Source organism: Thalassotalea sp. G20_0 (assembly GCF_017744175.1).
Lineage (GTDB): Bacteria > Pseudomonadota > Gammaproteobacteria > Pseudomonadales > Endozoicomonadaceae > Endozoicomonas.
Genome location: NZ_JAGHQV010000375.1, coordinates 1 through 707, shown reverse-complemented (window position 1 = coordinate 707; position 707 = coordinate 1). Strand labels below are relative to the sequence as shown.

The window sequence follows — 707 nt, the reverse complement described above, 5'->3', positions numbered from 1 at the left end:
CGTCTAGCGCCGTCCGCTGGATGCTCTTGTTAGGTGCGGATTTGTTCTACGACGTACTTGCGACCATGCTCTGATAATACGTAATACATAGGGGCATTCATTTTTGCAGGGCCATAACCTATTAGTTTCATACCTATGAGGCGATCAATATGATATTTCGTAAGGCTTTCTCCGATGGAGAGTTTGGTAGCGAGCTGGGTAGTGCTGAAGTGTGTATTAGCTTCAAACAGTGTGCCAAGGATTTGCTGCTCGATTTCTTTGAGTTCTTCATTTCCCTGCGCTTCTGTACTGGCCTGCATGACTTCCTGCAAACGGTTTACTTCTTCCTGTGCTTGCTGCAACTGCGTTTTAAGACTCTGATTCTCTGCTTCAAGAGCAGAGTTATTCTGTTGCGACGCTTCCAGCTTATCTTGAAGAACCGTGTACTGATCCGCCGCAAGCTGAAGGCGTTCTTTAAGAATGGTGGATGATCCGTGTTCGTTTATCAGTTTTTCGATTGTATTGAGCATAAAGGTAACTCCCTATTGTGCTCAGATGATAGTACCAAGCTGACGCACCTAACAGTCGTTTACACGAATCAGTTTCGCATAAAATACTGTAGATTCGCTATACGCACCAGCCGATACCCCCATACAGCCCGACTTACACGGCGTTCTGCATTTTAAAGGCTATATCTTCTGATTCGCATTTTGTGATTTGTATATTTT

Annotated in this window: 1 protein-coding gene; it reads right to left on the bottom strand. The window is 44.6% G+C overall.

All coding sequences use genetic code 11. The features are described from left to right. Positions 1-29 precede the first annotated feature (29 nt). Positions 30-509: a hypothetical protein gene (locus tag J7438_RS26580; protein WP_209279029.1), complete on the bottom strand. Its 480-nt coding sequence runs from the start codon at positions 507-509 to the stop codon at positions 30-32. Positions 510-707: the final 198 nt, after the last annotated feature.